Source organism: Sphingomonas sp. Leaf407 (assembly GCF_001425385.1).
Lineage (GTDB): Bacteria > Pseudomonadota > Alphaproteobacteria > Sphingomonadales > Sphingomonadaceae > Sphingomonas.
Window position 1 is genome coordinate 1 of sequence record NZ_LMQO01000001.1, and the last position, 24,963, is coordinate 24,963.

Consider the following 24,963-nt stretch of genomic DNA (forward strand, 5'->3'; position numbering starts at 1 on the left):
GTCTCAAATATCCACACCCCTTCCGCCTACAACGGCGAACAAGGTGTCGCGGGGTGGAGCAGCCCGGTAGCTCGTCAGGCTCATAACCTGAAGGTCACAGGTTCAAATCCTGTCCCCGCAACCAAAACTACAACGCCTCACAACACATAGCCCGCGTCCAACAGGACTGCGGGCCAGCTTGCGTTCGGCGCGATACAACGATGCGTCTCCGCGCAGGCGGCCAACAAGGTTGGCGACCGGCGGCGCGTGCCGCCGATCGCCAGACGTATGCCTTATCCCTGCCGCATCGTCTTGACCGCATGATCTGCGGCTCGTGCTGTCAGCGCCATGAAAGTGAGTGACGGGTTGACGCAAGACACCGATGCCATCTGTGCGCCGTCAGTCACATACAGATTGGCCGCGTCATGCGCCTGGCTCCACCCGTTCAGCACCGACTTGCCGGGGTCCGCCCCCATCCGCGCACCGCCCATTTCGTGGATCGCGTCGCCGGGGACGTGCTCGCCCTCGTAACTGGTGACGTTGCGCATGCCTGCCGCCTTGAGCATCGCCTCGCCCTGTTCGCGCGCGTCGCGCATCATGCGCAGCTCGTTTTCACGGAAGCGGACGTCGAAACGCATCAGCGGAACGCCGAACCGGTCGAGCTTGTCGGCCTTCAGCGAGACGCGGTTGTCGGCATAGGGCAGGCATTCGCCGAACGCGCCCATGCTGAACTTCCACGGCGAATAGCGTCGCATGCCCTGCTTCATGCTCGCGCCGAACCCGACCGGGGCGGCGGGATCGCGGCGGGCGCTGCCCTGATAGCCATAGCCGCGCTTGAAACCGACATCCTCGGTCGGGTTCAGGTTGCGGAAGCGGGGGACGTAGACGCCGCCGGGGCGGCGGCCATATTCGATGAACTCCTCCATGCCGGGAATTTCGCCCGACACGCCGACGCGGAAGATATGGTCCATGACATAGCGGCCGAGCGTCCCGCTGGTATCGAAATGGCTGCGCTCGCTGCCCGGCGCGCGTGAATTCATCAGGATCTGCACCGATCCCATCGCCGAGGCGCACAGGAACACCAGATCGGCACTGACGGTCTGCGCCTGTCCGGTCTTGGCATCGATATAGCGCACCCCGGTCACGCGCTTGCGTGCCGCGTCATAGTCGAGGCTGGTGACGACCGCGTCGGACTGGAGCGTCAGCCGACCGGTCGCGCGCGCGGCGGGCAGCGTCACCGCCTGTGTCGAGAAATAGGCGCCGAACGAACAGCCATTGCCGCACTGGTTGCGGAACTGGCATTTCGTGCGGTTCTGGTCGGGCTTGTCCTCGGTCATGTTGGACAGGCGGGTGTTGATGAGCTTGCGTCCCGGAAACCCGCTTTCCAGCCGGCCCTTGAGCCATTTCTCGGCGACGTTCATCGGCATCGCCGGCTGGAATTCGCTGTCGGGCAGATAGGGCAGATTCTCGCGCGATCCCGAGACGCCGATGTATTTCTCGACATAGCTGTACCATGGGGCGACATCGTCATAGCCGATCGGCCATGCGCCATCGACGCCCTCGCGCTGGTTCGCTGCGAAATCGTCCGGGCTCCAGCGGAACGTCCAGCGGCCCCAGATCAGCGACTTGCCACCGACCGCGCCAGGGCGGATCCAGTAGAATTTGTCGCCCTCGTCGAACGCATAGGGGTTCAGCCGGTCGTTGTTGTAGAAGCCCATGTTGCTCGGGGCGACATAGCCGTGCTTGGCGATGAAATAATCACTCTCGATCAGCGGCTGCGGCATGATGTTGCGCGCGGGCACCTCATAGGCGGGCTTGCCGTCGTACGGATAGCCCTCGCCATGCTCGACCATCTTGCCACGGTCGAGCATCAGCACGCGCAGGCCCTTTTCGGTCAGTTCCTTGGCGGCGAACCCGCCGCTGACGCCGGAGCCGATGACGATCGCGTCGAAACGGTTGGTCGCTGCCATGATGGATCCTCAGTACCGGAGGCTACGCAAAGTGCGGAAGCTGGTGGTGATGTCGGGAAGATAGGGGGCGGGTGCCTGGTCGTTCTCGACATAGAAATGGCGGACGCCGGCGCTGCCCTTCAGCGCGAACAGTTTCGCGAAATCGGTGCGTCCGGCACCGACCGCGGTCATGCTGCGGTCGGCGCGCATGTCCTTGACGTGATAGCCGTAGATACGCGATCCCAGCCGCTCGATCAGCGCCGCCGGGTCCTCGCCGGCGAAGGCGACCCAGTAGAGATCGAGTTCGACCTTCACCAGCGCCGGGTCGGTCCGCGTCAGCAATTGTTCGTACAGGCTGACGCCGCCGGGGCGGATGGTGAATTCGAAATCATGGTTGTGATAGGCGAAGCCCAGCCCCGCGCGGCGCAACTGCTCGCCGAAGCGGTTGATGTTGGGGAGCGCCGCCTGCCAGCCCGCCTCGGTGCGATGCTCGTCGGTCATGTAGGGCAGGACGATCGTGTCCGCGCCGAGCGCCTTGGCCATCGCCACCGACTTGTCGAAATTGCCGAGCAGCGCGTCATAGCCGACATGGATCGACGGCGCGCGTAGCCCCAGCCGGTGCATCGTCCGGCGCAGCAGGCCATGGTCCATGGCGTCGTACCCGCCACCGCCATATTCGACCTCGCGGTAGCCGATCTTCGCGACCGATCGCAGCGTGGCGACCGGGTCCTTCTGGAACAGTTCGCGCACCGTATAGAGTTGCAGGCCGATCGGCCCGAGCCGCGCAGCGAAGGCGGGCGTTCCGGCAAGGGTCAGCGCGGCGCAACCGCCGGCGCCGGCCAGTAGATGGCGACGGGAAAGGATCATGCGCTGTAGACCTTGTTGACCTGGGCATAGGGGAAGGCGCCGTTATATTCGCCCGGCACCGGCAGATATTCGCGTTCCTGCGTCATTCCGATTTCCGACGTGTAATAGCCGGTGATGACGAGCTGGCGGAAATTCTCGAAGAAGCGCCCGTCGTCGCCCAGCGCCTTGTTCATCGCCAGCGTCAGCAGCGCGTCCTGCTGCGCCGGCGTCGCCTTCACCGCCGATACCTTGTAGTCGGCGATGCTGCGCGCCTCGACGGCATTCAGCCCGGCGAGGATCGGTGCCTTGTCCTCCGGCTTGGCCCAGTCGGCCAACAGCTTTTCGATGAACGCCGGCACACCGGCGGCGATCGCGCCGGGGGTGTCGGTGGTCGGGATCACCCGTTCGCTAAGCGCGGTCATCAACGCGCGTTGGGGGGCGGTGAACACGGCAACGCTCGGCGGACCGTCGCTGATGACTGGTAGCGCCGCCGTGCCGCGCACCGCGCTGACCGCCTGCGCCGCGCGGGCGATCGGCGCGAACATGGCGGTGCCGAACATGGCGGTGATCCCGGCAAGGGCATGTCTGCGATCGATCATCGGGCCTTCTCCGGCAGGTCCTGCGCGATCGCCTCGGCACCAAGCGGACGGACCCAGATGTTGCGGAACGACACCGGCGAATCATGATCCTGCAACCGGATCGGCGCGGTATCGGCATGGGCGGTGTAGCGCGCGACCTGCCGCCACGCGGTTTCGCCCAGCATCGCCTGATGGTTCTGCACCAGCACGCCGTTCAGAAACGCGGTGACATAGGCCGGGCGGACGAGCGTGCCGTCGGCCGCGAAGCGGGGCCGTTCGAACACGACGTCGTAGCTCTGCCATTCGCCGGGCGCCCGCGCCGCATTCACCAGCGGCGGCTTCCAGCCATAGACCGCGCCGATCGTGCCATCGGCATAGGTCGGGTTGCGCCAGCCATCGAGGATCTGCACCTCGTACCGGTCCATGAACCAGATGCCGCTGTTGCCGCGATCCTGCGACGTCTTTGTCGGCGGGTTGGGCGAGCGGAACTCCAGATGAAGCTGAACGTCGCCGAACCCCTGCTTCGTACGCAGGTTGTTCTCGCCGCCGCTGGTCGCCCGCGCGGGGATGGTCAGCGCACCGCCCGCGACCGGCCACATCGATCGTTCCGCCACCCATGCGGCGGTCGAGCGCCCGTCGAACAGCATGACGGCATCGGCCGGCGCGCCGCCCGGCGTCGCAGCGGGAACGACGACCGTCGGGGCAGGGCGGTCGGCGTCGTGAACGCGCCACTTGCCATCGGGCAGCGTCGGCGTATCGCGGAACCCCGGCTTGTCCTGCGCCCCGGCGGGAGCAATCACCAGCGCCGAGGCGATCAGCGCTGCGGTACGGATCGTCATGCACCTTCTCCTGCGGCGACGTCGATCGCGCGATAGGCGGCGATCAGCCGTTCCTCACCCGCGCGGCCCTTCACCGAATTGCCGTGTTCCATGCCGATCACCCCGGCATAGCGCTTGTTCTTCAGCCAGCGGACGATGGTGGCATAGTTGATTTCGCCGGTGCCGGGTTCGTTGCGTCCCGGATTGTCGCCGAACTGGATATAGCCGATCTCGTTCCAGCAGATCGCCAGCGTCGGGATCAGATTCCCCGACTGGATCTGTTCATGGTACAGGTCAGCCAGCACCTTGACCGCCGGGCTGTTCACCCCGCGCGCGACGGCATAGCCTTGCGCGATCGTCTGCATGTAGACGCCGGGATGGTTCGTGCGGGTGTTGAGCGGCTCCATCACCATCGCCGCGCCGGTCGGCGCGATGATCTCGGCGGCACGGCGCATCACGTCGATCACCCGCGCGGTCTGAATATCGATCGGCAGCTTCGGGTCGAGGAAACCGGTGACGATGGTCATCCGGTCGGCGTTCAGCCGCTTCGCAACCTCGATCGAGGCACGAAGATCGGCGAGGAAGCCGTCGCGCTCGCTATCGTCGTTGCCGCCGAGCAGGGGGCGCGACTGCGACCATTTCGGCATGCTGGCGACGAACACGCCCATCTTCATGCCACGGCTCGACAGCGCTTTCGCCATTGCCTCCTGTTCGGCGACGGGGCGGGTCGCCGCCTCATTGTCCTCCCATGCGGTAAAGCCCTGGTCGGCGGCATAGGCGATCTGTTCGATCCGCCCGCCACGACTGGCGAAGCTGCCCTCGTGCGGTGCGAAATGCAGGCCGAACTTCGCTGCGTTCGATGCGGCCGGGCGCTGCGCGGCGAGCACGCCCGAGGCGGCGGTAACGGCCGCGCCACCGGCGAGGACGGTGCGACGCGACAGGGTCATTTCGCGACCTTGAGATAGGCGATGATCGCCGCGCGCTTCGCCGCATCGGGCGTGGCGATCGGCATGCGTGTGCCCGGCACCTTCTTGGCCGGGGCCGCCAAATACTCGTTCAGCGTCTTTTCGTCCCAGCGCAGGTTCGCCTTCTTCATCGCCGGCGAATAGTTGAAGCCGGCCACGCTTGCCGCCGCGCGCCCGACGACGCCGTTGAGGTTGGGGCCGATGCCGTTCCTGCCGCCGGCGTTCACCGTATGACAGGCGCGACAGGCGGCGAAGGCGGGCGGTGCCGCCGGGGCCGGGGCGATCTGCGCCAGCGCCATGCCGCCCAGCGTCACCGCGACCACCGCGCCCGCCGTTCCCGCGATCCATCGAATCATGCCGTCTCTCCCATGTCGATCCGCGTCCATTTGTCGCTGCCTGCGGCATTCGCGACCATCGCCTCGATAAAGGCCATCGTTCGCAGGCCATCGCCAACTCCCGGAATAGCCGGTTCCTCGTCGCCACGGATCATTGCCGCAAACCCGCGATACAGGTTGGCGAATGCCTCGATATACCCCTCGGGATGACCCGCCGGTGTACGAAGCAGCGCCGCCGCTTGCGCGTCCATCCCCGGTCCGCCTGCGCGAACGATCTCCGCCGGCCGGTCGAGCCAGCGCAGGGTCAGCGTGTTCGGCTCCATCTGCGACCATTCCAGACCACCGAGCGATCCGTGGACGCGCAGCCGGAGGCCATTCTCCTCGCCCGCCGCGACCTGGCTCGCGACCAGCGTGCCGCGCGCGCCATTGTCGAACCGGAGCAGCGCGCCGACATCGTCGTCGAGCCGCCGCCCGGCGACATGGGTCGCCAGATCGGCCGAAACCGCCGCGACCGGCAAGCCCGACACCTGTTCCGCCAGATGAAACGCATGGGTGCCAATATCGCCGAGACACCCGCCGATCCCGGCCTTGGCCGGATCGGTGCGCCATGCCGCCTGCTTGTTGCCATCGGCATCGATCGGCGCGCTCAGCCAGCCTTGCAGATATTCGACCTGCACCCGGCGGATCTCGCCCAGGTCGCCCCGCGCGATCCGCGCCCGCGCCTCCGCGACCAGCGCATAGCCGCTGTAGGTGAAGGCGAGCGCGAAGTGCCGCCCGTTCGCCTTCGCCGCAGCGGCGATCGCGCGTGCTTCCTCGACGCTCATCGCCATCGGCTTTTCGCAAAAGACGTGGAAGCCCGCCTCCAGCGCGGCGATCGCCATCGGTGCATGAAGGTGATTGGGCGTCACGATCGCCAGCGCGTCGATCCGTTCGTCCGCCGGGCGGGAGGCTTCGTCGGCCAGCAACGCCGCCAGATCGTGATGCACCCGCGTTGGGTCGAGCCCCAGCGCCGCGCCCGAACGGTGGCTACGCCCGGCATCGGTGCTGAACGCGCCGCCGACCAGTTCCCAGTCGCCGTCCAATGCCGCCGCCATGCGGTGGACCGCGCCGATGAAGGCGCCTTCGCCACCGCCGGCCATCGCCAGACGCAGACGCCGGCTCATTCCGCGGCTCCGTCGGGCGACAGCCCCATCAGCTTGCGGATCGCGCCGCGATCGACGCCGCTCTGCGCGAAATCGTCGAAGGCGTGATCGGTCAGGCGGATCATGTGATCGCGGATGAACGGCGCACCCTCGCGCGCGCCGTCCTCGCCGCGTTTCAGCGCGCATTCCCATTCGAGCACCGCCCAGCCGTCATAGCCATATTGCGCCATGCGGCTGAAGATCGCGGAGAAATCGACCTGACCATCGCCCAGCGAGCGGAACCGTCCCGCGCGATCGACCCAGTCCTGATAGCCGCCATACACCCCCGACCGTCCGGTCGGGTTGAACTCGGCGTCCTTGACGTGGAAGCAGGCGATCCGGTCATGGTAGCGATCGATGAAGTCGAGATAGTCGAGCTGTTGCAGCACGTAATGCGACGGATCGAACAACAGCCGCGCCGCCGGATGATAATCGACGGCTTTGAGGAACCGCTCCCACGTCGCGCCGTCGTGCAGATCTTCGCCGGGATGCACTTCATAGGCGCAGGCGACGCCGTGCTCGGCGAACACGTCGAGTATCGGCCGCCAGCGCCGCGCCAGTTCGGCGAACGCTTCCTCGACCAGCCCCGCCGGACGCTGCGGCCACGGATAGACATAGGGCCATGCCAGCGCCCCCGAAAAGGTTGCATGGGCTTTCAGGCCCAGATTGGCGCTGGCGCGCGCGGCATATTTCACCTGTTCGACCGCCCATGCCTGCCGCTCGGCGGGCTTGCCGTGAACCTCGGGCGGCGCGAAGCCGTCGAACAGCGTGTCATAGGCCGGATGCACCGCGACCAACTGCCCTTGCAGATGCGTCGACAATTCGGTCGGCTCGACGCCATGGCGGGCGAGGGTACCGCGCAGGTCGTCGCAATAATCCTTGCTCTCGGCGGCCAGCTTCACGTCGATCAACTGCGGATCGCACGGAATCTGCACCCCGACATAGCCCAGCCCCGCCGCCCATTCGGCAAGGTTCTCCAGCGTGTCGAACGGCGGTTCGCTGCCCTTGAACTGGGCGAGGAAGATGCCCGGACCCTTCATCATGCCATCGCCCCCTTGGTGGTGTCGCGGAAGGTGAACTGGAACAGCACGGCGATGATCGCGGCGGCGATGGCGGGATACCACCAGAGCTGATGCCAGTCGGCGACCGAGGGGGTCGCGGGCAGCGCGGCATAGAGCAGCCCGCCGATCTGCGAGCCGAGCAGCATGCCCACGCCATAGGTGAACAGCGTCAGCATCCCCTGCGCCTGCGCGTTCACGCCCTTGGGACTGGCGATCGTGCCGGTATAGATCGCACCGGCGACGAAGAAGAAGTCGTAGCACACCCCATGCAGCGCGACGCCGAGGTAGACCGCCCACAGCCCGTCGCCGCCATCGCCGATGGCGAATAGCGCATAGCGCAGCGCCCATGCCGCCATACCGACCAGCAGCAGCGGCTTCACCCCGAAGCGGCGATAGAGCAGCGGCATCGAGAACATGAATACCAGCTCGGACATCTGCCCGATCGCCAGCGTGCTCGCGACGTTCGTGATGCCGACCGCGCCGACATAGTTCGAGGCATAGGCATAATACATCGCCAGCGGGATCGAGATCAGCGTCGCACAGGCGATGAAGACGAGGAACGAACGCTGTCGCATCAGCGAGAACGCCTCGACGCAGAATACCTGCCTGAGAAGGCTTCCCCCCTGCGCCTTGTCGGCATCGACCGCCGGCAAACTGAAGCTGTAGAGGCCGAGCGCGATCGAAACGACCGCCGCGACGGTGAAGATTTGCGGACTGGCGGGCAGTCCGGTCCAGTCGATTACGAACCCCGACGCGATCCAGCCGATGGTGCCGAACGCGCGGACGAACGGGAACTTGTCCGTCCGGTCGCCGAAGCTCTTGAGCGCGATCGTGTTCGCGAGACCAACCGTCGGCATGTAGAGGATCATATAGCCCAGCAGCAGCGCGACGAACGTCGCACCGCGTTCGGGCGTGATGAGCGCAGGCATGAGGAACAGCAGCACACCGCCGACCAGATGCAGGATCACCATCAGCATCCGCGGCGAGACATAGCGGACCGCGACCATGCCGAGCAGCAGCGACCCGACAATCGACGCGATCGGTCCCATCGAGAACGCATCGCCGATCAGATTGCCGATGCCGACCGTCTGCATCACCAGTCCGAGCGTGACCTGCCATGCCCCCCAAACGAAGAACTGCATGAACATCAACACGCTCAGCCGCGCGGTCAGACTGCCCCTCGTGGCGTCGTGCCTCGCATGCACGCTATCGTCGGCCATGGCCATTCGCCATCCTCTCCTCGTGCAGCTTTGCTGCTTAGTTGGGTCGGAGGCTAGGTCGAACGATGATCGATGTAAAGCTTTACATCGACAAAGTCGCGAAACCGATCCAGACAGGCAATATGCCGACGATCATCGATGTCGCTGCCGGCGCGGGCGTTTCGATCGCGACGGTCAGCCGGGTGTTCAGCCAGCCCGACCGGGTGGCCGAAGCAACGCGCCGCCGCGTGCTGGCAGTGGTCGAGGCGCTCGGCTATGCCCCCAACGTCGCCGCGCGATCGCTGCGGACGCTGCGGGCCGCCAAGATTCTGCTGACCGTGCCGGACATCTCCAACCCGTTCTTCGCCAGCGTCATTCGCGGCGTCGAGGAAGCCGCGCGCGACGCCGGCTATACCGTGATCGTCGGCGACACGCGGCACGACCCGGAAATCGAGGACCGCTATGCCGAGATGCTCGCGAGGCGTGAGGTCGACGGGTTGATCTTCCTCGGCCACCGTCTACCCGCCACGCTCGCTCCGCTGCTGGCGCGCGACGGCGCGACCGCGCCGATCGTCAACGGCTGCGAATATAGCGAGAGCCTGACGGTGCCGAGCGTGCATATCGACAATGCCGCCGCCAGTGCCGAAGCGATCGAGCATCTCGTCGCCCTCGGCCACACCGCGATCGGCATCGTCACCGGTCCCGCCGCCAGCCCGATCAGCCGCGACCGGCTGGCCGGGGCACTGGCGGCGGCGCGCCGGCACGGGCTGGAGGACAAGGCGATCGTGCGCGCGGGCGACTATTCGGCCCGGTCGGGGTATGAACAGGCGGCCGAACTGGTGGCGCGGGGCGTCACCGCCATCGCCTGTTTCAGCGACGAGATGGCGTTGGGCGCGATCAGCGCGATTCGCGCCGCCGGCCTCTCGTGTCCGGCCGACGTGTCGGTTACGGGTTTCGACGACCTGCCGTTCGCCTGCTATTTCGATCCGCCGCTCACCACCATCGCCCAGCCCAAGGCGGTCATCGGCGCGCGCGCGGTCGACCTGCTGATCGCTATCCTGAACGGTGATGTCGCGATCGAACGACAGGTCACGTTGCCGCACGAACTGGTCCTGCGGCACAGCACCGCGCCCGCCCGGTCGCGGGCGGTGCAGCTCGGTTCGTCGCAACCGGCCAACAATTGATCGATGTTCAATTGCGGTTAATTGAACGGTGCCTAATTACTGCTTCGTGCCCTCATGACGGGCGCCATGAAGGAGTAAGGACCATGAAACGCATGTCTTTCATCGCCGCCGCTCTCGTCACTGGCACGATCGCGGGCGCGACGCCCGCCGCCGCCTATCCGCTCAGGATCACCGGAGCGAGCATGGCCAGTCCCCGGCTTCAGGCCGACGTGCTGAGCGCCATCGCCGATTATTCCAGCCGCACCGGCGGCTGCCGGATGATCTATTCCGCCGACCGGGCGATCATGCCGCGCAGCTATGTGCCGCGTCAGCCGACCCGGCCGGCGCGCACGCTCGGCGGCCATTTCGAGGTGTGGACGATGAACGTCTGCGCCGCCCGGCAACGGTTTCAGATCGCGATGTGGCCCTCGCCGCGCGGCGGTGCCGATTTCGCCATCACCCCGCTCACCGGCCGCCTGCCGCTGACCGCGCGTTGACGCCCGAACGTAATTCCCTTCACTATCAAGCCTTGAGGAGACTCGTCATGCGAACCCGTTTTGCGGCTACCACAACGATCACCCTGTCGCTCGCCGCCATGGCAGCGACGTTTACCACTCCGGCCTCGGCACAGGACGCCGGCTGGAACGGCCGATATGTCTGGGAAGAGAACGTCGGCCGGCACGGCGGCAACACCCCGACCGACAGCATCGTCGCATTCATCACCTACACGCTCGGCGTCGGCCCCGGCAACGGCCCGACCGGTTGCACGCTGAACGGGCAGGGGTTTCAGACCAACAAGCGCATCCGCTGCACCGTCACGCCGCAGGGCAAGTCGATCGTCATCAAATTCCACGGCTATGGTGCGGACAATATGTTCGACAGCGGCTATCGCCGGGGGCAGGCGCTGTTCACGCTGACGCGCACTCCGCGCGGGCTCGTCACCGCGTTACAGGCGCTCACCGCCTCGGCCGACGCGACGCCGCGCACCGGCAAGCTGTTCTACAAGGCGCTGTAACCGCCATCGGGAGACAGGCGATGGGTATCCTTACGCTATGCGGCGGCTTCATGGCGATGCAGTTCGAGAAGCGGCCCGAAGGCTATCTCTACCGCGTGAACGGCAAGGGGCCGGCGTGGCCGGTGACGCAGCGCGACTATGTCCGCTTCGTCCGCCGCGCCGGGGTCAGCTTCCTGCTGCACGTCGTCGCTCTCTGCCTGTCGATCGTCGCGGCGGCGATGCTGACCTCGTTGGTCTTTCCCCGGGGTGGCGAGGTGGGCGGGATGGTGATGATGGGCGGCTTCCTGCTGCTGATCGGCGTCGCGCTCTATCGCTCGCTGGTGTGGGCGATGCGGGCACCCGCACGGGCGTTGGCCGGACAGGCGCCGATCGATGCGCCGTCGGCCGCGCCGCCGCCTCCGCGCCGCGCCGCGAAAGTGGCCGTCGCTCCGCCGATGACGTGGGGCAAGCGGTTGCTGTTCGTTGGCTATCTCGTCGCGGAAGCGATCGGAGCGATCGTCGCGCTGGTGGTCGTGTCCGGCTGGGCTAGCGGCTGGGGCGATGCTGCTGCCGCGATCGCGGGTCTGGTTGCCGCCATCGTCACGATGTTCGCGATCGACCGGCTGTGCAAGCGCCACACCGGCGAGAGCGTGATCGAATCGCTGCCGTTCCTGCCGTGACGGACCGTCGCTTCGATGCAGACCCAAGGAGAAACTCCATGGCCTTTTGTACCCGGTGCGGGGCCGACCTTCCCGCCGACGCGCGCTTCTGTCCCACCTGCGGCGCGGCGGCAGCCGATGCCGTCGCGCCGGCGAAGGCGCAACGTGAAGGGCGGGGCGGACTGATCCTGCCGGCGATGATCGTCGTGGCGCTCGCCATCATCGGCATCTTCCTGTGGGACCAGCGTGACGCGGCCCGCCTGATCGCCGCACCCGAACCGACGCCGGCCACGGACAGACGCGACGTCCGGGACGTCCAGGCGACCCGAACCACCGTCGCCGCGATCGACGCGGCATTCCGCGACGATCCTGCAGCCGCCAGCGCGCGCTACGACCAGCCGGTCACGGCGACCGGCACGATCGTCTCGGCGACCGGCGGCACCAACCCGTCGCTGTCGCTCGAAGGGCGGACCCGCTTCAACTATGTCGCCGCCAATCTTGCGGAGGGCATCGTACCGCCCGATCCGGCACGCGGCACGCGCATCACGCTTACCTGTCGCCGGGCGAGCGCGATCGCCGGTACGACGATCCTCCACGCCTGCACGCCGGACCGATGATCGGCACAGGGCGATGACTCTGCCACGACGCTGGGGCCGGCGCGCGCTGGTAGTGTCGGCGCTGCCGCTGCTCGCCGCGCTGCTATGGGGCGGTGCGCATCCGGTCGCAGAGTCGCTGACCCGTCCCCCCGTCGCCCGTCAGGCCGATGCGGTGGCAAGAGGCGCAGCGGCGTTCGAGGGGGCCGGGTTCGGCGGGATCAGCATGGCCGCGCTGTCGCGCAATGCCGTGCCGTGGCGGCTGGTCGCCGCCGCGCTGGTCCTTGACGAGCAGGCCCGCGATCCTGCCGTGCGCATCGACGCGGCGACGCTGGCACGGGTCCTCGCCCGCTTCGGGTTCCTGAACGGTGCCGCCGTCGTCAACCGCCCGCCGGGTGTCGCGGCGACCGCGACTGCCATGCCGCTTGGGCTGACCACCGGCGATGTCGCGCCGGTCGGCGGCAGCGTGGTACGCGTCGCCAATCTCGGCTGCGCCGCCTGCCACGCCGGCGTCGCCTATCGCCCCGACGGTACGCCCGATCCGGCGCGGGCGGTGCTGGGGATGCCCAACACCTCGCTCGATCTCGAAGCCTATACCATGACGGTGTTCGCCGCGCTGCGCCGCTTCGCCGCCAGCGACCGGCTGCTCCCCGCCGCCGATGCGCTGTTCCCCGACATGAGCCTGCGCGAGCGCGCGACGCTGCGGCTGATCGTCCTGCCGCTGGTCCGGCGGCGGCTGGCGGCGCTGGGTGACGCGGCGCGGCCGTTGCCCTTTCCCAACGGCACGCCGGGCACCACCAACGGCGTCGCCGCGCTGAAGGCGGCGCTGGGTCTGCCGCTGATCGGCGGCGGGACGGGGGACGTCGGCACCGTCTCGATCCCCGATCTCGGCGACCGGGTGCTGCGGACCCGGTTGCTCGTCGACGGTGCCTATGGCGTGCCGGGCGCGGCGCGGCGCGCGACGACCCGCGCCGACCTGACACCCGAGCATCGCCGGGCGCTGGCGGCGATCACCACCTTCTTTACCGTGCCCAGCATGGGCGTGCATCCCGATGCCGCGCTCGACAGCCTCGGCGATGCGACGGCGGTCGTCGCGTTCCTCGAAACCTATCGCCCGCCGCCGTTTCCGGGCGTGGTCGATCCGGGAGAAGCGCGGGCCGGGGCAGCGGTCTATGCCCAGGCGTGCGCCGCCTGCCACGGCGACTATCGGTTGTCGGGGCGGGGCGCGCGGCTGGAGCGCTATCCCAACTGGATCGGCGAGGTCGGCACCGATCCGCTGCGCGCCGCCACTTTCGCCAAACCGCTGGCCGATGCGGTCGGTCGCACCGCCTATCGCAGCCGGATCGCGGTGACGGCGGGGCAGGGCTATGCCGCGCCGCCGCTGACCGGGCTGTGGGCCTCGGCGCCCTATCTCCACAACGGATCGGTGCCGACGCTCGACGCGCTGCTGTCGCCCGAGCGGCGGCCCGCGCGGTTTCAGGTCGGCGGCCATGCGCTCGATTTCGACCGGGTCGGGCTGCGGCTTAGCGCGGACGGCGGCTATCCGCGCGGCTATCGCCCGTTTTCGCAAGGCGTATGGATCGATACGCGCCAGCCGGGACGTGGCAACGGCGGCCACGGCTTCGGTGCCGATCTGCGGGCGCGGGACAAGGCGGCGCTGATCGCCTTCCTCAAACTGCTGTGATCCTCACACCAGCAGATCATCCAGCGAGCGCCGCGCGCGGGGCAGGGGAGCCGCCCCCGCCGGACGCCGCCCGATCCGAAAGGCGCTGACCACCCGCTCGCCCGCCGGCACCCCGGCCATAGCCGCCACCGTCCGCGCCGCCGCAGGATCGTCGGCGAGCGCCGCCAGCACCGCCGCGCCGAACCCCGCCGCCTCCAGCCGCAACCACAGGCGGTAGAAGTGGCGGCCACTCTCGAACGGCGCTTCGTCGCCGGGGCGATGGAACACGACCAGCCCCGCCGCCGTGGCGATCTTGCTCCCCTCCGCCAGCAACGGCCGGGCTAGCCCGACCCGGTCGAGCAGCGCGAAGCCCTTGCCCAGCACTACCCCGGCACCGCGCGCCTCGACCGCGCCCATCGCCATCGCTCGCGCATTCAGGCCATCGATCGCCCAGCGCGGATGGCCGCGCCGCAACCGCATCCACGACAGCAACTCGTGGCGGAACCCGGCATCGCGCATAACGCCATAGCTCGCCGCATCATAGACCCGCGCCAGTTCGGCGAGCAGCGCCCGATCGGTCACGACCTTAGCATTCGCCCCGGCCAGCGCCGCCGCCGCGCCGCGATCGGCATCGTCCGTCTTCGCAAACGCCCCGCGCCACGACCGACGGGCATCGACCGCCCCGGCGAGCGGATCGGCAGCCGCCGCGTCGGACACGAGCCGGTAGCATGCGACCGGCACCAGACCCGGTTCGGCCAAGGGAAGCTCCGCCTCGCGCAGCGCAAATCCGGCACGTCCGGCGGCAAGCCGCAGCCCTTCCGCCGCCGCGCCAAGGCTGATCCGCGCATCGTTGCCGGTCGGATCGCCGACGCAGAGCCGGGTCGCGACATCCTCGAACAATGCGATCCCGTCGTCCCCGATGCAGCGCCAGCGCGCCGGCTGGACATTGTGGACACTCGGGGCGAGCGCCGCCTCGGCGATCAACACGCCACGGTCGATCGTCATCCTGCGACATCCTTGCGGAACAGGTGCAGCCGGTGCAGCGACCGCGCGCCGAGCTTTTCCATCTGCCGCAGACTGGCGACATTGCCATCGGCGATCCACGTGATGCCGAGCCGTTCATAGCCCGCATCGCGCAGCGCGGTGACGGTACGCGCCAGCATGCCGCCCATCAGCCCCTGTCCGTGATGGTCCTGTACCACCGAATAGAAGATGATGACCGCCCGCCTGCGCCGCAACCGATAGCGCAGATAGTGGAACGGCGTGGTCAGCCCGATCCGTGACCGCGTCGCGGCGAGAAACCCGTTCAGATCGGGGATGCAGACGATCGTGCCGACCGGGCGATCGTGATGCAGCAATACCGACGACAGCCGGGGGTCGAGGATCGACATCATCTCGCCCGCCTGAAAGCGGAACTCGTCGGCGGTCAGCGGCACGAACATCGGATTATCGGCAAACCCGTCGTTCAGCACCGCGCGGGCTTCCTCCATCCGTTCGACAAAGCTCGCCTTTTCGATGGGTGCGAAGCGGAAGCCCCCGTCCGCCGCAGGCACGCGCAGGCCATCGATCCGGGCATCGCGCAGGTCCAGCTCGAACGTGCGCATCGGAAAGCAGCGGGTGAAACCATGCGCTTCGAGCAGGCGCGGGACATGCGGCGGGTTGACGACCATGTCGGTATAGCCGGGCGCGCCATAACCGTCGGTCATCACCCCGCATTGCTGCATCGCCGTCAGGTTGAAGTTGCCGATCAGCTCGCGCTGCCCGGCATCGCGCGCGAAATCCTCCGCCGCGCCCAGCAGCACGCCCGCCGCCACGTCATCGTCGGCGCAGTCGAAGAAGCCGAACTGCGCGCGGGCGGTGTCATGGCGCTCGTTCGACTGGCCGTGGACATGGGCGACGATCCGCCCGACCGGTCTGCTGTCGCGATGCGCGGTCCAGAAGGCGAAGCGATTGCCCGCCTGCCACAACGGATTGGCCGCCGGATCGAGCATCCGCCGGATGTCGCTCCTGAGCGGCGAGACATAGCCGTCGTGCGGGCGATAGGCGTGGAACGGCGCGTCGAAGAACGCCTCGCGGTCGCCGGTGCGCAGCTCGATCGTCATGCCGCCCGCTCGATCAGTCGGGCGGCCAGCGCGATCTCATCGTCGAGGCTGCGTCCGGCAAGGCCCCCGGCCGCCACCGCGAGCAGCCGTGGCGGATCGCGCGAGAGGCGGATCAGATGCGTCGCCTGGGTCGCGAGCAGCAGGTCGCACGCCGCATCGCGCGCCTCGGCATCGGCCAGATCGCCCCGCACGACGCGGTGGTCGAGCAGCCGGGCGACGCTCGCCGGGGGATAGGCGGCAAGCGCGTCGCCCTCGATGATCCGCGCATGGTCGAGCAGCGGATGCGCCGACAGGATCGCGCCCATGTCGTCGCCCGCGACCCGCGCGAGCGCGGCGGTCAGGCCCGATCCCTGTCCCGCCAGATCGCGCGTCCGCTCGATCAGCAGCAGCAGCGCGGCGAGCGCGCCACCGGCGGCGGTCAGTCGTAATCCGCTTGCGAGGTCGACGTCGGGCAGCACCGCCCGGCCGATCGCCACAAGCACGCCGCCCGCGCCGATCGCCACCATCAGATCGGCGACCAGCCCCAGCGGCGTGCCGCGATCCTCGGCCAGCCGCGACGATCCGAGCACCATCACCAACGCGGCGATCGCCCCGCCGCGCACCGGCGCGTCGGGCAGCAGCGCGGTGAAATCGGTCAGCGCCAGCGGGATCGTCAGCGCCAGCGCCAGCAGGAAACTGTCGAGCGTCCGCCGCTCGGCGAGCCTAAGGTCGCGGCGCGCTCGCGCCATCTGCGCGATCATCAGCACCAGCATCATCGCCTGAAACCCGGCCAGCGCCAGCAGCGCCGCCGCGCTCCACACCACCCCCAGCGTCACCGCCAGCACCGAAAAGCCTAGGCCACCGCCCAGCGCCAGCAGCTTGACACTCCGCCGGGCATGGCGGCGGCACAGTTCCTCGACCAGCCGGAGTGCTGCGAACGGCAGCCATGCCGCGACGGTCATCAACGCCACGACGACCGGCGTCGCGGGGACGACCGGCGTCAGCAGCCGCAACCCCGCCAGCATCGCGGTGAGCGTATAGAGCGCGCGCAACCGCGCCGCGACCGCCGATCGCGCGGCGGTCACGGCGACCCCCTGCCGCGCGATCAGCAGCGCGACGAGCGCCATGCCGAGGATGATCGTATCGATCACGCCATCATCCGCCGCAGGAACCGCCGGACCACGATGCCGCGCACCGCCGCGATCGGAGCGGGCAGCGGCCGTTCGATCCGTACCCGGTGCGGGTTGAGGAAATAGCCGCGATGATCGGTCCCGCCCGCGCGGCCGAGGATCACGCGGATCGCCTCCTCCGCCATCATCGTCCCCGCCATCGTCACCATCGTCGCAAACGAGAATCGCGACCGCTTGCCCGCCGCCACCTCCGCCGCGACGCCAAGGTCGACATGGGCGTGCGACGAACTGTGGGTCAGCACATATTCGATCTCGCGTTGCAGGCAGGCGACGCGCATGTCCGCGTCGATCTCGGTCCACGCCACCCCGACCGTCGGGTAGCGCAGCCGCACTTCGGGCCGGGGCGCGTCGGGGCGGACCACCGTGACCGACGGTAGCGGCGAGGCATAGGCATCGATCACGGTGCGGCCCCCCGCCTGCGCCCGGCGATACAGATGGACCCCCGCCGCCGCATCGTCCATCCCGTTGACGATCACGTCGGCCATCGCGACCAACCGGTCGAGCGCGTGCGGCCATTCGCCGCCCAGCACCTCGATTTCCGCCTGCGGGTTGATCCGCAGCGCCCCGTCGCGCGCCGCCGCCGCCTTGCCCATGCCAACGGTGTCGAGCGTCGCGAACAACTGCCGGTTGAGGTTCGACACCTCGAACGTATCGATGTCCGCGATCACGAACCGCCCAACCCCGGCGCGCACCAGCGCCATGAACGCCGCGCCGCCCATGCCGCCGACACCGGGGATCAGCACGCACGCCGCGCGCAGCCGCGCCTGCTCCGCCTCGCTCACGAAGCCGCGATTGCGCGTGGTCATTTCACCATAGTCGAAGCCGGTCATCGCACGGGTCTCAATCTGCCAAGGGGCCGGTCGGCGGCAAGCCATTGCAGCAACGGCGCGACTACCGCCTGCACCGCGATGATCGCCCCCTGCACCGCCAGTTGCGGGACGGCATGGCGCGGCACGCTGCGCGACAGGAACCGCCGCGCAGTCGCAAGGTCGATCCGCCCGATCTGCAACACGTCGTCGCCGCGATCGTAATCGAGCGTTTCGGCGCAGAAGCGGTTGTAGCGTTCGTCGCGGTGCTTGGCCGCGACGTCGAAGCGTTTCTTCAGATGGTCCGACCCGCCGGTATAGGCGTCGGTGATGACATGGCCGACGGGGTCGAACCCGGCCTCCGCGCCCACGCCGAACGCCGCGCGAGAGCCGCGCATGATCTGATGCGCCAGATGCCGGTGCGCGAAGCTGGCGCGCGTGGCCGCCTGCGCCGGATAGACGTCGTCGAACGTCTCGGCGACCATGCCGACGACGGCGGGCACCTGCGTCACGCTGCTGATCCACAGCGGACGCAGGCCACGCCGTACGAACAGCGCGAAGCAGGTCAGGCCATAGAGGATCCACGACAGCCCGCCGCTGCGCGCCGCCGGATCGACCATCACCAGTCCCAGATGCAGCACCTCCTCGCCCACGCCGCCGCGCTCGACCGGCAGCAGCGGCATGGCGTTGAACGCGACTGGCGCGCCGCTTGAGGCATCGCGGATCAGCGTCACCACGCTGCGGTCCCATGCCAGGCCATCGGGCGCGAACAGGCCATAGTCGAGCTGCCGCCCGTCGAGACAGGCGGCAACCACGGTACGGCATGCCGCCTCCAGCGCGGCGAAGTCCGCCGGCGACAGCGTCCGGCGCGGCCGCTCGACGATCTCGACGCGGTGCGTGGCGCCCGAGCGGAAACGCAGGTGCAGGAACCTGCCGGAAAACGCCTGCAACCATGGTCCCGAGCGCATCGTGCCCTCATTCAGCGTCGTGGTCGCGACTGGCGTATCAGCTTTTCGGCGAAGGGTCGCGCGGCGAAAAATCGATCGGGCTCGCGACGGATCGGTCGTGCCATCGCGTTGAACGGGAACAAGGATGCTATGAAACGCCCATGCCGAACCACCGCCGGACCCTTTCCCCGACCGGAACCGCGTGACCGCGGACGCCGACCCGGATGCCGCGCTGCTGCGCCGGCTGGCGGCGGGGGAGGCGGGTGCGCCCCGCGCGATGGTCACAGCGAAGCTCGGTCGCATCCTGTCGCTCGCCCGGCGGATGCTCGGCGATTCCGGCGAGGCGGAGGATGTCGCACAGGAGGTCTTCACGCGCATCTGGCGACAGGCACCGCGCTGGCGACCGGGGACGGCGCGGTTCGATACGTGGGTCCATCTTGTCACGCTCAACCTGTGTCGCGACCGGCTGCGCAGGCCCCACGCGATCGTGATGGCCGATCCGCCCGAACGGCCCGACCCGGCACCGGATGCCGAGGCGGACCTGCTGGCGAGCGAGCGCGCGGCGGCGGTGGCGGCGGCGGTCGCCCGCCTGCCCGATCGCCAACGCGAGGCGGTGCTGCTCACCTGCTATCAGGACCTGCCCAATGCCGAGGTGGCGACGCTGCTGGGCACCAGCGTCGAGGCGGTCGAAAGCCTGCTGGCCCGCGCGCGCCGGACGTTGCGCACCGCCCTGGTCGATGACGGAGATGCGTGACATGGATTTGCAGCAGTTTTCGGCGCTGTGCGACGCCTATGGCGGCACGATCGTCCGCTGGCCGGCGCACGAGCAGGCGGCCGCGATCCGGCTGGCCTCGTCGGCGCAAGGGGCAATGCTGCTGGCGCAGGCTGATCGGCTGGATGCGGTACTCGCCGATTGGTCGCCGGTGGCGGTACCGCACGGGTTGGCCGACTCGATCCTGCGCCATGCGCCCAAACCGCGCGGTCGCGGGCCGATCGCGCTGTGGTGGTCGGGACTGGCCGGACTGACGCTGGCGGGCGCGGCGGCGGGGGCGCTGGCCGTCACGCTGCTGCCACCGCCGCCGATCGTCAGCGACGATGGCGGCTATGCCGATACCGCGTTCGGCGGATGGGAGGCGGGACGATGACGCGATCGACATGGCGTTGGCTGATGATGTCGCTGGCACTCAACGCGCTGCTGCTGGGGGCGCTGCTCGGCGGCGGCTGGATGCTCACCCGCTCGCTGGCACCTGCGCCCATTGCCCGGCTGCGCGACGCGGGCAATGCGCTGAGCACAGCGCAGCAGCCCCGGTTCCGCGCGATGCTGCGGCAGGCGAGAAGCGCCAACCGGCCGCTGCTCGACCGGGCACGACAGGCCCGCGCCGATGCGGCGGCGGCGCTGGTCGCGCAGCCGTTCGACCAAGCGGCGCTGGCCGCCGCGCTCGATCGCGCCCGCGTCGCCGACCTCACGCTGCGGCAGGCGCGCGAAGCGGCGATCGTCGCCTTCGCCGCGACGCTGTCGCCCGACGACCGCGCCGCGCTCGCCGCCGGACTGCGAACCACCATGCTGCGCGGCGGGCGCGGCGCGCAAGGAACCGGATCATGACCACGCCCGGCATCACCACCGCGCTGACCCGCTTCGGGCTGGGCGCGCGGCCTGACGAGACGCCATCGGGCGACCCCCGGCGCTGGCTGCTCGACCAGTTGGATCGCTACACCGCCGCCCCGGCGCGGATCGCCGCCGTGCCCACCAGCGGCGCGGTCGCGGCGCGCCTGACCGAGTTCTACGATCAACGCCGCGACCTGCGCGAACAATATGGCCCGCGCCGCCAACAGCAGCCCGCCGCCCCAGCCCCGGTGCCGCCGCCAATGAGTCCGGGGACGACCGCCGCGCCGCCAGCCGATCCGTATCGTGACGCGCGGCAGGCGGCGGCGCGTGATCTGCGACAGGGCCATGCCGCCGCGCTCGCCGTGCGAACCGGCATCGCGCTCACCACGACCACGCCGTTCGTCGAGCGGCTGGTGCATTTCTGGGCCAATCACTTCGCCGTCTCCGCCGACAAGCTGGAGATGGTCGGCCTTGCCCACACCCTTGAGTTCGAGGCGATCCGGCCACACGTCCTTGGCCGCTTCGCCGACATGCTGCTGGCGGTCGAACGGCATCCGGCGATGCTCGTCTATCTCGATCAGGCGGTGTCGGTCGGCCCGAACAGCCCGGTCGGCCAGCGCGGCGGACGCCGGGCGGGACTGAACGAGAATCTGGCGCGAGAGACACTCGAACTGCACACGCTCGGCGTCCGCACCGGTTACACCCAGGGCGACGTGATCGAACTGGCCCGCGCGCTCACCGGCTGGACCGTCGCCGGCCTTGCCCGGGGACCCGCCCAGCGCGCTGCGGGCGATGCCGCGCCGGGCAGCTTCGTGTTCGCCCCCGCGCTGCACGAACCCGGCGACCGCACGATCACCGGCACCCGCTATCCGGCGGCGGGCGAGGCGCAGGCGACCAAGGTGCTGGCCGATCTCGCCGCCAGCCCGGCCACCGCGCGGCACCTCGCGACCAAGCTTGCCCGCCACTTCGCCGGCGACGTGCCCCCGCCGGCAATGATCGCCCGGCTGGAACAGGCATACCGCTCGTCGAACGGCGATCTGCCGACAATGTACCGCGCGATCATCGCCTCGCCCGAGGCATGGGTGCCGACACCGGTCAAGTTCCGCACGCCATGGGAATGGTCGGTCGCGACCTTCCGCGCGGTCGGCACGCGCGAGGTGCAGCCCGGCGCGATCGTCGGCCTGCTTAACCAGCTCGGCCAGCCGGCGTGGAAACCGGGCCAGCCGATCGGCTATGACGATGTCGCGGCAAGCTGGGCCGGACCCGATGCGATCATGCGCCGGGTCGAGGCGGCCGAGCGCATGGCCGGACGGACCCCCGCGACCGACGCCCGCGCGCTCGGCGCGAAACTCTTCCCCGATGGGCTGTCGGCCGCCACGACGCAGGCGATCGCCCGCGCCGAAAGCCCGGCGCAGGGGCTGGCGCTGCTGCTCGTCAGCCCGGAAATGATGCGGAGATGACCATGATCGACCGTCGTACCCTGTTGGTCCGCTCAGGGCTTACCGCGCTGGCGATGGGCGTGGCGCCACGCATGGCGTTCGCCCGTGCCGAAACCGACCGTCGCTTCGTGTTCGTCATCCAGCGCGGCGCGGCCGACGGCCTCGGCATCGTCGCGCCGGTCGGCGATCCGGCCTTTGCCGCGCAGCGTGGGCAACTTGCCGCCGACTTCGCGACCGCGCCGCGCCTCGATACGACCTTCGCGCTGCATCCGGCGATGACCGGGGCGGCGGCGCTGTATCGGCAGGGGCAGGCGCTGTTCGCCCATGCCGTCGCCTCGCCCTATCGCGACCGGTCGCATTTCGACGGGCAGAACGTCCTCGAAACCGGCGGGGCAGGGGCCTATCAGGTGAAGGACGGCTGGCTCAACCGGATGCTCGGCCTGATCCCGTCAGGCAATGCGAAGGCGATTGCGGTGTCGGCCACCGTGCCGCTGGCGCTACGCGGGCGGCATGAGGTGTCGAGCTACGCCCCCTCGACGCTGCCCGATGCGTCCGACGACCTGCTCCAGCGGGTCGCGATGCTCTATCAGGGCGATGCCCAGCTCCATTCGCTGTGGAGCGAGGCACTGTCGACCCGGACGCTCGCCGGCGACCTGACCGGCAACGGCGGACGCGATGCGGCGGCGACCGGCGCGCTCGCCGCGAAGCTGCTCGCCCCGGCCGAAGGCGCACGGATCGCGATGATCGAAACCGGCGGCTGGGACACCCATAGCCAACAGCGCGGCCGGCTCGCCGCCAACCTGAAGGGGCTCGACGCGCTGGTCGGCGCGTTGCAGACCGGCCTCGGCGCGGCATGGCGCGACACCACCGTGCTGGTCGCGACCGAATTCGGGCGGACGGTGGCGGTGAACGGCACCGGCGGCACCGATCACGGCACCGGCGCGGCAGCGATGCTGTTCGGTGGGCGGATCAAGGGCGGCCGGGTCGTCGCCGACTGGCCGGGGCTGGCCCCCGCGCAGCTTCACGAGGCGCGCGACCTGCGCCCGACGATGCAGCTCGACGCGCTGATCTCGGCCGCCGTCGCCCATGCCTATGACCTCGATCCGCAGCGGGTGGCGAACGCCCTGTTCGCGGGCACCGGAACCAGTCGCGTGCCGGTTATCCTCTAGGGCCGATCGACATTCAGCTATTCCGGTGCAGCTCGTGGTCGAAAACACCACCCTCCATTGTCACCCCGGACTTGTTCCGGGGTCCACCTGGCCGCGAACGCTGTCGCAAGTGCCTCGAACGTTATCGATCGCTGCACGGTGGACCCCGGAACAAGTCCGGGGTGACGGAGATGGTCTTTGCCGGCGTCACGGCCGGTTGAATGTCGATCGGTCCTAATGCGCTTCCCCCGGCTTCGCGATCCGCTTGGGCCGGGGGGCCAGCCAGATGATGAGCGCCGCCGCGCCGAACACCATCGCCGACAACAGGAACAGGTGGTTGATCGCCAGCGTGCTGCTCTCGCGCGCGACCGTCATCTCGACCGTGGCCCGGACCTGATCGAGCGAGAAGCCCTGCGCCATCAGCGCGGTCGTGGTCGGATCGGCGTTGAGCCGCGACACCATCTCGCTGCGCGCGACGATCATGCTGTCGGCATAGAGCGTCGTCGATACCGACGTGCCGATCGCCCCGGCCATGGTGCGCAGGAAGCTCATCACGCCCGCCGCCGATGCCGTCTCGTGCGGCTCGACTGCACCCAGCGCGATCGTGGTCAGCGGAATGAAGAAGAACGGCATGCCGAACCCCTGCACGATCTGCGGAAACGCCAGCGTCCAGAAATCGGCCCCGGTGGTCCACCCCACCCGGATCAGTGTCGCCCCGGCGATCCACAGGATGCCGAAACACACCAGCGCGCGCGGATCGTGCTTCTTCATCAACTGCGCGACGATCGGCGACATGATGACTGCGCCCATCCCGTTGAACGCGGTGGCATAGCCGGCATAGGTCGAGGTGTAGCCAAGGCTCGCCTGCAACCATTGCGGGATCAACACGACCGAGGCGAAGAAGGTGCCGAACGCGAACGACAGCGCGGCGACCGCGACGGTGAAGCCCCGGTGGCGGAACACGCGCAGGTCGACGATCGGCTGCCGCTCGGTCAGTTCCCACACGACGAAAACCGCCGCGCCCACGGCGGCGACCAGCCCTAGGATCACGATCGTCGGGTCCTCGAACCAGTCGTGCTCGCGTCCGATGTCGAGCATGATCTGGAGCGCGCCGATCCACAGCACCAGCAGCGCGAGGCCCATCTTGTCGACCTTGAGCGGCTGGCGCTCGGTCTCGGCGGGTTTCAGCAGCCGCAGCGCGCCGAACACGCAGAAGATCGCGACCGGAATGTTGATGAAGAAGATCCAGTGCCACGACCAGCTATCGCTGATCGTCCCGCCGAGGATAGGGCCGAGGATCGGCGCGGTGACGGTGGTCATCGCCCACATGCCCATCGCCTGGCCATGTTGTTCCTTCGGGAAGATGCGCAGCAGCATCGTCTGCGTCAGCGGCATCAGCGGCCCGCCGCACAGCCCCTGGCCGATCCGCGCGGCGACGATCATCGTCAGGCTGGTCGACAGCCCGCACAGCACCGAAAAGATGCCGAAGCCGATCATGCCGACGACGAAGGTACGCAGCGTCCCGAACCGTCCGGCGAGCCAGCCGGTCAGCGGCACGCAGATCGCCTCCGCCACCGCATAGGAGGTGATGATCCACGTCCCCTGACTGGTCGAGATGCCGAGCGACCCGGCGATATGCCCGACCGACACGTTGGCGATCGTCGTGTCGAGCACCACCATGAAATTGGTCAGCGCGAGCACGATCCCGGCGAACCAGAGCGTCGGACCGGTGAACGGCTTGAAATCGTCTTTGCCGGCCATGT

The 24,963-nt window shown here is 68.9% G+C and carries 26 protein-coding genes and 1 tRNA gene; 12 read left to right on the top strand and 15 right to left on the bottom strand.

Going from position 1 to position 24,963, the window contains the following annotated elements; genetic code table 11:
* Positions 1–47 precede the first annotated feature (47 nt).
* A tRNA-Met gene (locus ASG37_RS00005) sits at positions 48–124 on the top strand.
* A 148-nt stretch (positions 125–272) separates the two neighbouring features.
* On the opposite strand, the gene ASG37_RS00010 is transcribed toward ASG37_RS00005, so the two are convergent.
* Genes ASG37_RS00010 through ASG37_RS00050 form a run of 9 tightly spaced genes read right to left on the bottom strand, consistent with a single transcriptional unit; the run spans position 273 to position 8,932 of the window.
* A complete protein-coding gene (locus ASG37_RS00010) occupies positions 273–1,949 on the bottom strand; it encodes a GMC family oxidoreductase (RefSeq protein WP_055755248.1) in 1,677 nt (558 codons plus the stop codon).
* A gap of 9 nt (positions 1,950–1,958) precedes the next feature.
* Entirely contained in the window at positions 1,959–2,795 is an 837-nt protein-coding gene (locus ASG37_RS00015) for a sugar phosphate isomerase/epimerase family protein (protein ID WP_055755249.1), read from the bottom strand.
* Positions 2,792–3,373 (bottom strand): gluconate 2-dehydrogenase subunit 3 family protein, encoded by a 582-nt coding sequence (locus ASG37_RS00020; RefSeq protein WP_055755250.1) that lies wholly within the window; start codon positions 3,371–3,373, stop codon positions 2,792–2,794. Before ASG37_RS00020 ends, ASG37_RS00015 begins: the two co-directional genes overlap by 4 nt.
* Positions 3,370–4,191: a DUF1080 domain-containing protein gene (locus ASG37_RS00025; RefSeq protein WP_055755251.1), complete on the bottom strand. Its 822-nt coding sequence runs from the start codon at positions 4,189–4,191 to the stop codon at positions 3,370–3,372. The genes ASG37_RS00020 and ASG37_RS00025 overlap by 4 nt, the downstream gene beginning before the upstream one ends.
* Positions 4,188–5,117: a hydroxypyruvate isomerase family protein gene (locus ASG37_RS00030; protein WP_055755252.1), complete on the bottom strand. Its 930-nt coding sequence runs from the start codon at positions 5,115–5,117 to the stop codon at positions 4,188–4,190. Before ASG37_RS00030 ends, ASG37_RS00025 begins: the two co-directional genes overlap by 4 nt.
* The gene (locus tag ASG37_RS00035) at positions 5,114–5,491 is read right to left on the bottom strand and encodes a c-type cytochrome (protein WP_055755253.1); all 378 of its coding nucleotides are present in this window, start codon (positions 5,489–5,491) and stop codon (positions 5,114–5,116) included. Before ASG37_RS00035 ends, ASG37_RS00030 begins: the two co-directional genes overlap by 4 nt.
* Entirely contained in the window at positions 5,488–6,633 is a 1,146-nt protein-coding gene (locus tag ASG37_RS00040; RefSeq protein WP_055755254.1) for a Gfo/Idh/MocA family protein, read from the bottom strand. Before ASG37_RS00040 ends, ASG37_RS00035 begins: the two co-directional genes overlap by 4 nt.
* Positions 6,630–7,691, bottom strand: coding sequence for a sugar phosphate isomerase/epimerase family protein (locus ASG37_RS00045; protein WP_082447880.1), 1,062 nt, complete (start codon positions 7,689–7,691; stop codon positions 6,630–6,632). The genes ASG37_RS00040 and ASG37_RS00045 overlap by 4 nt, the downstream gene beginning before the upstream one ends.
* On the bottom strand, positions 7,691–8,932 hold the full coding sequence (locus ASG37_RS00050; RefSeq protein WP_055757107.1) for an MFS transporter: 1,242 nt from the start codon (positions 8,930–8,932) through the stop codon (positions 7,691–7,693). Before ASG37_RS00050 ends, ASG37_RS00045 begins: the two co-directional genes overlap by 1 nt.
* A gap of 122 nt (positions 8,933–9,054) precedes the next feature.
* Between ASG37_RS00050 and ASG37_RS00055 the strand changes: the two genes are divergently transcribed.
* The 6 genes from ASG37_RS00055 (at position 9,055) to ASG37_RS18175 (ending at position 14,004) form a co-directional block, all read left to right on the top strand.
* A complete protein-coding gene (locus tag ASG37_RS00055; protein ID WP_055757110.1) occupies positions 9,055–10,095 on the top strand; it encodes a LacI family DNA-binding transcriptional regulator in 1,041 nt (346 codons plus the stop codon).
* A gap of 83 nt (positions 10,096–10,178) precedes the next feature.
* The gene (locus ASG37_RS00060) at positions 10,179–10,571 is read left to right on the top strand and encodes a hypothetical protein (protein ID WP_055755256.1); all 393 of its coding nucleotides are present in this window, start codon (positions 10,179–10,181) and stop codon (positions 10,569–10,571) included.
* 47 nt (positions 10,572–10,618) lie between these two features.
* A complete protein-coding gene (locus tag ASG37_RS00065; RefSeq protein ID WP_156348979.1) occupies positions 10,619–11,089 on the top strand; it encodes a DUF5991 domain-containing protein in 471 nt (156 codons plus the stop codon).
* Between the two features lie 20 nt (positions 11,090–11,109).
* Positions 11,110–11,748, top strand: a complete 639-nt coding sequence (locus tag ASG37_RS00070) for a hypothetical protein (protein WP_055755258.1) — start codon at positions 11,110–11,112, stop codon at positions 11,746–11,748.
* A gap of 38 nt (positions 11,749–11,786) precedes the next feature.
* Entirely contained in the window at positions 11,787–12,344 is a 558-nt protein-coding gene (locus tag ASG37_RS00075; protein ID WP_055755259.1) for a zinc ribbon domain-containing protein, read from the top strand.
* A 13-nt stretch (positions 12,345–12,357) separates the two neighbouring features.
* On the top strand, positions 12,358–14,004 hold the full coding sequence (locus ASG37_RS18175) for a c-type cytochrome (protein WP_055755260.1): 1,647 nt from the start codon (positions 12,358–12,360) through the stop codon (positions 14,002–14,004).
* A gap of 3 nt (positions 14,005–14,007) precedes the next feature.
* Here ASG37_RS18175 and ASG37_RS17860 read toward each other — a convergent pair whose 3' ends face one another.
* The 5 genes from ASG37_RS17860 to ASG37_RS00105 are packed head-to-tail and all read right to left on the bottom strand — an operon-like array spanning position 14,008 to position 19,028.
* Positions 14,008–14,988 (bottom strand): hypothetical protein, encoded by a 981-nt coding sequence (locus tag ASG37_RS17860; RefSeq protein ID WP_055755261.1) that lies wholly within the window; start codon positions 14,986–14,988, stop codon positions 14,008–14,010.
* Entirely contained in the window at positions 14,985–16,085 is a 1,101-nt protein-coding gene (locus tag ASG37_RS00090; RefSeq protein ID WP_055755262.1) for a GNAT family N-acetyltransferase, read from the bottom strand. Before ASG37_RS00090 ends, ASG37_RS17860 begins: the two co-directional genes overlap by 4 nt.
* On the bottom strand, positions 16,082–17,215 hold the full coding sequence (locus tag ASG37_RS00095; RefSeq protein WP_055755263.1) for a hypothetical protein: 1,134 nt from the start codon (positions 17,213–17,215) through the stop codon (positions 16,082–16,084). Before ASG37_RS00095 ends, ASG37_RS00090 begins: the two co-directional genes overlap by 4 nt.
* On the bottom strand, positions 17,212–18,084 hold the full coding sequence (locus ASG37_RS00100) for a HesA/MoeB/ThiF family protein (RefSeq protein WP_055755264.1): 873 nt from the start codon (positions 18,082–18,084) through the stop codon (positions 17,212–17,214). The genes ASG37_RS00095 and ASG37_RS00100 overlap by 4 nt, the downstream gene beginning before the upstream one ends.
* On the bottom strand, positions 18,081–19,028 hold the full coding sequence (locus ASG37_RS00105; protein ID WP_055755265.1) for a hypothetical protein: 948 nt from the start codon (positions 19,026–19,028) through the stop codon (positions 18,081–18,083). The genes ASG37_RS00100 and ASG37_RS00105 overlap by 4 nt, the downstream gene beginning before the upstream one ends.
* Positions 19,029–19,209: 181 nt before the next feature.
* Between ASG37_RS00105 and ASG37_RS00110 the strand changes: the two genes are divergently transcribed.
* From ASG37_RS00110 to ASG37_RS00130, 5 genes are read left to right on the top strand one after another with little or no spacing between them, the layout of a single operon-like run.
* Positions 19,210–19,761 (top strand): RNA polymerase sigma factor, encoded by a 552-nt coding sequence (locus ASG37_RS00110; RefSeq protein ID WP_055755266.1) that lies wholly within the window; start codon positions 19,210–19,212, stop codon positions 19,759–19,761.
* The gene (locus ASG37_RS00115; RefSeq protein ID WP_156348980.1) at positions 19,754–20,152 is read left to right on the top strand and encodes a hypothetical protein; all 399 of its coding nucleotides are present in this window, start codon (positions 19,754–19,756) and stop codon (positions 20,150–20,152) included. Before ASG37_RS00110 ends, ASG37_RS00115 begins: the two co-directional genes overlap by 8 nt.
* Positions 20,149–20,610, top strand: coding sequence for a periplasmic heavy metal sensor (locus ASG37_RS00120; RefSeq protein ID WP_055755268.1), 462 nt, complete (start codon positions 20,149–20,151; stop codon positions 20,608–20,610). Before ASG37_RS00115 ends, ASG37_RS00120 begins: the two co-directional genes overlap by 4 nt.
* A complete protein-coding gene (locus tag ASG37_RS00125) occupies positions 20,607–22,073 on the top strand; it encodes a DUF1800 domain-containing protein (RefSeq protein WP_200909676.1) in 1,467 nt (488 codons plus the stop codon). The genes ASG37_RS00120 and ASG37_RS00125 overlap by 4 nt, the downstream gene beginning before the upstream one ends.
* A gap of 2 nt (positions 22,074–22,075) precedes the next feature.
* Positions 22,076–23,221, top strand: a complete 1,146-nt coding sequence (locus tag ASG37_RS00130; RefSeq protein ID WP_055757114.1) for a DUF1501 domain-containing protein — start codon at positions 22,076–22,078, stop codon at positions 23,219–23,221.
* A gap of 213 nt (positions 23,222–23,434) precedes the next feature.
* On the opposite strand, the gene ASG37_RS00135 is transcribed toward ASG37_RS00130, so the two are convergent.
* A complete protein-coding gene (locus ASG37_RS00135; RefSeq protein WP_055755269.1) occupies positions 23,435–24,961 on the bottom strand; it encodes a DHA2 family efflux MFS transporter permease subunit in 1,527 nt (508 codons plus the stop codon).
* Positions 24,962–24,963 lie beyond the last annotated feature (2 nt).

Bases quoted from the DNA above. Each gene is read 5' to 3' on its own strand.
- ASG37_RS18175 (WP_055755260.1), top strand. From the start codon at position 12,358: ATGACTCTGCCACGACGCTGGGGCCGGCGCGCGCTGGTAGTGTCGGCG.
- ASG37_RS00130 (WP_055757114.1), top strand. From the start codon at position 22,076: ATGATCGACCGTCGTACCCTGTTGGTCCGCTCAGGGCTTACCGCGCTG.
- ASG37_RS00020 (WP_055755250.1), bottom strand. From the start codon at position 3,373: ATGATCGATCGCAGACATGCCCTTGCCGGGATCACCGCCATGTTCGGC.
- ASG37_RS00075 (WP_055755259.1), top strand. From the start codon at position 11,787: ATGGCCTTTTGTACCCGGTGCGGGGCCGACCTTCCCGCCGACGCGCGC.
- ASG37_RS00010 (WP_055755248.1), bottom strand. From the start codon at position 1,949: ATGGCAGCGACCAACCGTTTCGACGCGATCGTCATCGGCTCCGGCGTC.
- ASG37_RS00045 (WP_082447880.1), bottom strand. From the start codon at position 7,691: ATGAAGGGTCCGGGCATCTTCCTCGCCCAGTTCAAGGGCAGCGAACCG.
- ASG37_RS00030 (WP_055755252.1), bottom strand. From the start codon at position 5,117: ATGACCCTGTCGCGTCGCACCGTCCTCGCCGGTGGCGCGGCCGTTACC.
- ASG37_RS00090 (WP_055755262.1), bottom strand. From the start codon at position 16,085: ATGACGATCGAGCTGCGCACCGGCGACCGCGAGGCGTTCTTCGACGCG.
- ASG37_RS00025 (WP_055755251.1), bottom strand. From the start codon at position 4,191: ATGACGATCCGTACCGCAGCGCTGATCGCCTCGGCGCTGGTGATTGCT.
- ASG37_RS00065 (WP_156348979.1), top strand. From the start codon at position 10,619: ATGCGAACCCGTTTTGCGGCTACCACAACGATCACCCTGTCGCTCGCC.
- ASG37_RS00120 (WP_055755268.1), top strand. From the start codon at position 20,149: ATGACGCGATCGACATGGCGTTGGCTGATGATGTCGCTGGCACTCAAC.
- ASG37_RS17860 (WP_055755261.1), bottom strand. From the start codon at position 14,988: ATGACGATCGACCGTGGCGTGTTGATCGCCGAGGCGGCGCTCGCCCCG.
- ASG37_RS00105 (WP_055755265.1), bottom strand. From the start codon at position 19,028: ATGCGCTCGGGACCATGGTTGCAGGCGTTTTCCGGCAGGTTCCTGCAC.
- ASG37_RS00100 (WP_055755264.1), bottom strand. From the start codon at position 18,084: ATGACCGGCTTCGACTATGGTGAAATGACCACGCGCAATCGCGGCTTC.
- ASG37_RS00135 (WP_055755269.1), bottom strand. From the start codon at position 24,961: ATGGCCGGCAAAGACGATTTCAAGCCGTTCACCGGTCCGACGCTCTGG.
- ASG37_RS00060 (WP_055755256.1), top strand. From the start codon at position 10,179: ATGAAACGCATGTCTTTCATCGCCGCCGCTCTCGTCACTGGCACGATC.
- ASG37_RS00125 (WP_200909676.1), top strand. From the start codon at position 20,607: ATGACCACGCCCGGCATCACCACCGCGCTGACCCGCTTCGGGCTGGGC.
- ASG37_RS00035 (WP_055755253.1), bottom strand. From the start codon at position 5,491: ATGATTCGATGGATCGCGGGAACGGCGGGCGCGGTGGTCGCGGTGACG.
- ASG37_RS00055 (WP_055757110.1), top strand. From the start codon at position 9,055: ATGCCGACGATCATCGATGTCGCTGCCGGCGCGGGCGTTTCGATCGCG.
- ASG37_RS00050 (WP_055757107.1), bottom strand. From the start codon at position 8,932: ATGGCCGACGATAGCGTGCATGCGAGGCACGACGCCACGAGGGGCAGT.
- ASG37_RS00115 (WP_156348980.1), top strand. From the start codon at position 19,754: ATGCGTGACATGGATTTGCAGCAGTTTTCGGCGCTGTGCGACGCCTAT.
- ASG37_RS00070 (WP_055755258.1), top strand. From the start codon at position 11,110: ATGGGTATCCTTACGCTATGCGGCGGCTTCATGGCGATGCAGTTCGAG.
- ASG37_RS00015 (WP_055755249.1), bottom strand. From the start codon at position 2,795: ATGATCCTTTCCCGTCGCCATCTACTGGCCGGCGCCGGCGGTTGCGCC.
- ASG37_RS00040 (WP_055755254.1), bottom strand. From the start codon at position 6,633: ATGAGCCGGCGTCTGCGTCTGGCGATGGCCGGCGGTGGCGAAGGCGCC.